Source organism: Nocardia sp. NPDC051463 (assembly GCF_040681975.1).
Taxonomy (GTDB): Bacteria; Actinomycetota; Actinomycetes; order Mycobacteriales; family Mycobacteriaceae; genus Nocardia.
Window position 1 is genome coordinate 1 of record NZ_JBFBAB010000060.1, and the last position, 6,743, is coordinate 6,743.

The window sequence follows — 6,743 nt, forward strand, 5'->3', positions numbered from 1 at the left end:
CCACCCGCAAGATACAACTCACCCGCGACACCCGCAGGCACCGGACGCAACCGCGAATCCAGCACATACACCTGAGTGTTCCACTGCGGCAAACCAATCGGCACCGTCAACCGGTCCGCTGCCGCTGCCTGCCAATACGTCACCGAGACCGCGGCCTCGGTCGGACCGTAGAGGTTATGGAGTGGGGCATCGGAAACGGTGCGCCATGCGGTCACCGTCTCCGGCGGCAGCGCCTCACCGATCACGAACACATCCCGCAGTGTCGGGAGTGCGTCGGCCGCGGTGTGCGCGGCGAACACGGCCAACATCGACGGCACGAAGTCGGTCACGGTCACCCGATGGGTCGCGATCATCTCCGCCACGTACACCGGATCCCGATGACCATCGTGCGTGGCGACGACCAGCTTCGCGCCGGCACGCAGCGGCATGAAGTAGCCCCACAGCGAGACATCGAACGTCGTCGCGGTCTTCTGCAGGTACACATCATCCGAACCGAGCGGGTACTGCGCGAGCATCCACTCGATCTGGTTGTTGATCGCCGCGTGCGAAACCGCGACACCCTTGGGGCGGCCCGTCGAACCCGACGTGAAGATCACATACGCGGGAGTGTCCTGCGACACCGGGCACAGCAGCTCTGCCGGCCGCACCGGATCACCCGCGAATGCGGAAAGGTCGACCGTGTCCAGGTGCAGCACCGGCGTATCGTCCTGCACCGCAACAGCATCGGCGCTGGTGGTGACCACGCACACCGGACGCGCGGTGTCGAGGATATGGGCGATGCGCTCGGCCGGGTGATCGGGATCCAACGGCACATACGCACCACCCGCGGTCACGATCGCATACATACCGACAACCAGATCGAGCGAACGCCGAACCGCAAGACCGACCAACGACTCCGCGCCGACACCCTGCGAAATCAACAGGCGCGCAAGCTTGTTCACCCGCTCGTCGAATTCCCGGTAGGTCAGCTCGGCACCCTCGTAGGACACCGCCACCGCATCCGGATACGCCGCAGCGGTCCGCCGGTAACCATCGAGCAACAACTCCGGCGCCACCTCGTGCGCGGTGTCGTTCCAGTCGAGGACGATGCGTTCCCGCTCCGCGGGCGCCAGCAGGTCGATCTCACCCACCGGCATCGTGGCGTCGGCGATGATCGCGTCGAGTACCACGACGAAACGGTCAGCGAAACCCTGAACTGTCGCCTCATCGAACAAATCGATGGCGTAACCGAACTCGGTGACGATCGCGGCCGGGGTTCCATCTTCGGCGTACCGGTCGTACAGGGTCACCTGCAGATCGGTCTTGGCCATCTGCAATTCGAAATCGACCGCGCTGGCGGTCAACCCGGGCAGTTCGAGTGTGGTCTCGGCGAGGTTCTGGAACGACAGACCCACCTGGAACAGCGGGTTACGCGCCGTGGAGCGCACCGGGTTGAGCAGCTCGACCAGCCGCTCGAACGGCACATCCGCATGCGCGAACGCCTCCAGATCTCGCTCCCGCACATCCGCGAGCAGCGCACTGAACGGCTTACCGCCATCGACCTTGGTTCGGAACACCAAGGTATTGACGAACATGCCGATCAAATCATCGAGTTCGCGCTCACCACGGCCGGCGATCGGAGTACCGACGGCGATGTCGTCGGTCCCGGACAGCCGGGCCAGCAGCACCGTCAACGCCGCGTGCACAACCATGAACAGCGACGCATTGTTGGCCCGCGCCAGCTCCCGCAGGCGCACATGCCGGTCCGGCGAGATCTCGAAGCGAATCGCCTTACCTTGGAACGACTGTGCGGGCGGACGGGGACGGTCGGTAGGTATCTCCAGCTGATCCGGCAGACCGGCCAGCGTGGCCTGCCAGTAGGCGGCCTGCTTGGCGGCCAGCGATTCCGGGTCTTCTTCGGAACCGAGCACCGCCCGCTGCCACAGCGCGTAATCGGCGTATTGCACCGGCAGCGGAAGCCACTGCGGCACCTCGCCCTGTGCCCTGGCCACGTACGCGGCCATCACGTCGCGGGCCAGCGGGCCCATCGAGTAGCCGTCGGCGGCCACGTGGTGCACGGTGAAAGCCATCACGTGGTCGTCGGCGGCAATCCGGAACAGCCCGACCTTCAACGGCACCTCCACGGTGACATCGAAGGTGGTGAGCGCGAAATCGATGACCGTACCGATCAGATCGGCCACGTCGAGTTCGACCACGGTCAGCGTGGGCGCGGTCTGTGCCACGGGCAGGATCACCTGGTGCGGGCCGTCGACCGAGCTCGGGTAGGTAGTCCGCAGCACCTCGTGACGGGCGAACACATCAGCCATCGCGTGCTCGAGCGCGGCCACGTCCAGCGCGCCCGACAGCCGCACGGCCAGCGGAATGTTGTCCACCGCCGAGGTGGCCGTGTCGAACTGGTTGAGGAACCAGTACCGCTGCTGCGCGGGTGAGAGCGGAACCATCGCGGGCCGCTCACTTGCCACCAGTCGCGGCCGGGTCCGGCCGGATCCGGCATTGTGCTCGGCCCTGGTGGCCAACGCGCCGACGGTCGATGCCTCGAACAGGTCACGGACCGTGAGCTGCGTGTCCAGCGCGGCGCCGATACGTGCGGTCACCTGGGTGGCCAGCAGCGAATTACCGCCGAGTTCGAAGAAATCGTCGTCCAGACCGACCCGTGCCACACCGAGTACATCGGTGAACACACCGGCCACGATCTCCTCGATCGGGGTGGACGGTGCACGGAACACCTTCGCCTCGAAGACCGGGGCGGGCAGCGCCTTGCGGTCGAGCTTGCCCGAGGCGTTGAGCGGGAACTCATCGAGCACCACGAACGCCGAGGGCACCATGTAGGCGGGCAGCTTGCCGCCGAGTTCTGCGCGAACGTCGTCGATATGCACCGAATGTCCCACGGTGGCGATCACATACGCCACCAACTGATCACCGAGGCGGTCATCGGAGCGAACCGTCACGACCGACTGCGCGATCGACTCCAGCACCGTCAGCGCGGATTCGATCTCGCCGAGCTCGATGCGCAGACCGCGCAGTTTGACCTGGAAGTCGGTGCGGCCCAGGTAATCCAGCTCGCCGTTCGCGGTCCAGGCAACCAGGTCACCGGTGCGGTACATGCGGGCGCCATCGGCGTCGAACGGGTTGGCCACAAAACGGTCCGCGGTCAGGCCGGCACGCCCCACATAGCCTCGGGCCAACTGCTCGCCCGCGAGATACAGCTCACCCGCGACACCCACCGGAACCGGGTGCAGACGCGAATCGAGCACATACACCTGGGTGTTGAACACCGGAGCGCCGATCGGCACCGACACGGTGTCGGCATCGGTGACCTCGTGGAAGGTCACGTCGACGGCGGCCTCGGTCGGGCCGTACAGGTTGTGCAACCAGACACCGGTCAGCTCACGCAGACGCTGCGCGGTCACCGCGGGCAGCGCCTCACCGGAGGTGAAGACATTGCGCAGGTCCACGCAATCGACCGCGCGGTCGTCCTCCACGAACACCGACAGCATCGACGGCACGAAGTGCACGGTGCTGACATGTTCTGCGGCGATCACTCGGGCCAGATACACCGGATCGCGGTGACCGTCGGGCTTGGCGACGACAAGTCGCGCACCGACCTGCAACGGCCAGAAGAATTCCCAGACCGATACGTCGAAGGTCGCGGGCGTCTTCTGCAGCACCACATCGCCGCGATCGAGGCCGTACTCGGCCTGCATCCACACCAACCGGTTGACAATCGCGGCATGCGATACGGCCACGCCCTTCGGGCGACCGGTCGAACCGGAGGTGAAGATGACGTACGCGATGTTGGACGGGCGCAACGGTGCTCGCCGTTCGGCATCGGTCACCGTGGCATCCGAGTAGGTCGACAGATCCAGTCCATCGATCTCGATCGACACCCTGGTCCCGGCGTCGACGCGGTCATCGGCGGTTGTCAGCACGCAGACCGGATCGGCGGTCTCGAGCACGTAGCCGGTGCGGTCGGCCGGATGATCCGGGTCGAGCGGCAGATAGGCGCCGCCCGCGACGCTCACCGCGTACATGCCGACCACCAGTTCGAGGGAACGGCGCATACCGAGCGCGACGATCGTGTCCGGTCCGACGCCCTGCGAGATCAAATGTCGGGCAAGACGATTCACCCGAGCCGAGAACTCGGCATAGGACAGACTTGTCCCCTCGAAGGTCAGCGCGGTCGCCTTCGGGGTCCTGGCGGCCTGCGCCTGGAACATCGACACCAGCGTCGCCGCCGCGTCGCCTGAGGCACTCGCGCCCAACGTCGTGACGACGTCGTAGTTCGTGTCGTTCCACCGCTCGATCACCTGGGTGTGCTCGGGCACGTCCAAGAGGTCGATATCACCGACCGGGACGGTCGGATCGGCTACCACCGCGTTCAGCAGGCGAACCAGTCGTCGCGCCGCGCTTTCGATGGTGCTCGCGTCGAACATGTCCGTCGCATAGGCGAACTCCGCGGTCATGCCGTCGGCGGAGCCGTCCGAGTCGAATCGATCGGTCAGGTTCAGGTGCAGATCCCACTTGGCGGTCACCACCTCGAGCGGGACACCCGCGACATCGAGACCCGGCAGCTCGAAGGACGCCTGCCCGGTGTTCTGGAACGACAGCATGACCTGGAACAACGGGTGGCGTGCCTGCGAACGAACCGGTCGAAGGATCTCGACCAGCCGCTCGAACGGCAGGTCCGCATGGCTGAAGGCGGCCAGATCGGTTTCCCTGGTGCGCGCCGTCAGATCGGCGAACGACTCGGCACCGTCGACCAACGTACGCAGCACCAGCGTGTTGACGAACATGCCGATCGCGTCATCGAGCGCGGCCTCGCCACGGCCCGCGATTGCGGTGCCGACGGCGATGTCGTCGGTGCCGGACAGGCGTGCGAGCAAGGCCGCGAAGGCCGCGTGCACCACCATGAACAAGCTCGCACCCTGTGCCCGGGCCAGCGCGTTCAGCCCGGTCAACAACTGCGCGTCGAGCGTGAACTCGTACAAGCCACCGCGGTTCGACGCGATGGCCGGACGGGAACGGTCCGACGGCAGATCCAGCTGATCGGGCAGGCCTGCCAGACTCTTGGACCAGAACTCGACCTGCTGCGAGATCAACGACGCCGCATCGTCTTCGGAGCCGAGCGTTTTCCGCTGCCACAGCGTGAAATCGGCGTACTGCACGGGCAGCGGCGCCCAGCCGGGCACCTCGCCGCGCGAGCGTGCCGTGTAGGCGATCATCACGTCGCGGGCCAGCGGACCCACCGACCAGCCGTCGCCCGAGATGTGGTGCACAACGAAGACGAGCACATGGGTGTCGGGTTGCGAGCCGTCCATCGAGCCTGCGATGCGGAACAGCCTGGCACGGACCGGAACTTCGGTCGTGACATCGAATCCGGTCGACACCAGCTCACGAATGCGACCAGCGATCTCGGCCTCGGTCACCTCGACCGCCGTCAGGTCGGACAGGTGCGCTCCGGGCGACAGCACGACCTGGACGCCCTGGCCGTCCGCGGTCTCCGGATATACGGTGCGCAGCACCTCGTGCCGGTCCACCACGTCGGTGACCGCGCGGCGCAGCGCATCGACGTCGAGGGCGCCGGTCAAGCGGACCGCGAGCGGGATGTTGTTGATCGCGGTCTGGTTGTCGAACCGATTGAGGAACCACATCCGTTGCTGGGCCAGCGACAGCGGAATCTGCTCCGGTCGCGGACCAGCGACGAGCTCCGCGCGGCGAACCGGGTCGACCCGAGTTCCCACGCGTGCGGCGAGTGCTTCCACCGACGGCGCCTCGAACAGTGCGCGCACCGGGACCGTCGTCCCGAGCGCCGCCCCGATCCGCGACACCACCCTGGTCGCGATGAGCGAGTTACCACCCAGATCGAAGAAATCGTCGTCCACGCCGACCCGATCCAGATCGAGCACCTCGGCGAACACCGCGGCCACGATTTCCTCGACCGGGGTGACCGGCGCGCGGAACGCCTTGGCCCGCACCTCGGGAGCGGGCAGTGCGCGCCGGTCCAGCTTGCCGTTGACCGTCAACGGAATCCGTTCCAGCACCACGAACGACGCGGGCACCATATACGACGGCAGCAGCTGGGTCGCCGCGTCACGGATCGTCTCGACGTTCGGTGTGGAGTCCGGATCAGCCACGACGTAGGCCACGATCCGCTGATCGCCCGGCTGGTCCTCCCGCACGACAACCGCCGCCTGAGCAATGCCCGGCTGCGCCAGCACCGCGGACTCGATCTCGCCCAGTTCGATACGGAAACCGCGAACCTTCACCTGATCATCGGCACGACCAAGATACTCCAACTCGCCATTGCGGTTCCAGCGCGCCAAGTCACCGGAACGGTACAAGCGCGAACCCGCAGAGTCGGCATCAGCGAGCGGGTTCGCCACGAACCGCGCCGTCGTCAGATCCGGACGCCCGAGGTAACCACGAGCCAATTGCGGTCCCGCGACATACATTTCACCCGCGACACCGACCGGAACCGGCCGCAACCGATTGTCGAGCACATAGACGCTCAAGCCCGCAATAGCGCGACCGACGAGACTGCCGGAGGCGGCAGCGATGGTCGCCACGTCCAGCGCACGGTAGGACACGTGCACGGTGGTCTCGGTGATGCCATACATGTTGACCAGCACAGGCGACGAATCACCGTGGCGGGCCACCCAATCCGACAAACGCCGCAACTCCAGCGCCTCGCCACCGAACACCACATACCGCAACGCCAACGACACGGCATCCGGCGCAGCATT

At 66.3% G+C, this 6,743-nt stretch carries 1 protein-coding gene; it reads right to left on the reverse strand.

Annotation, left to right across the window (positions count from 1 at the left end):
* A partial coding sequence (locus tag AB0M74_RS35060; protein WP_366530609.1) for an amino acid adenylation domain-containing protein occupies window positions 1–6,743 on the reverse strand: 6,743 nt, incomplete at both ends.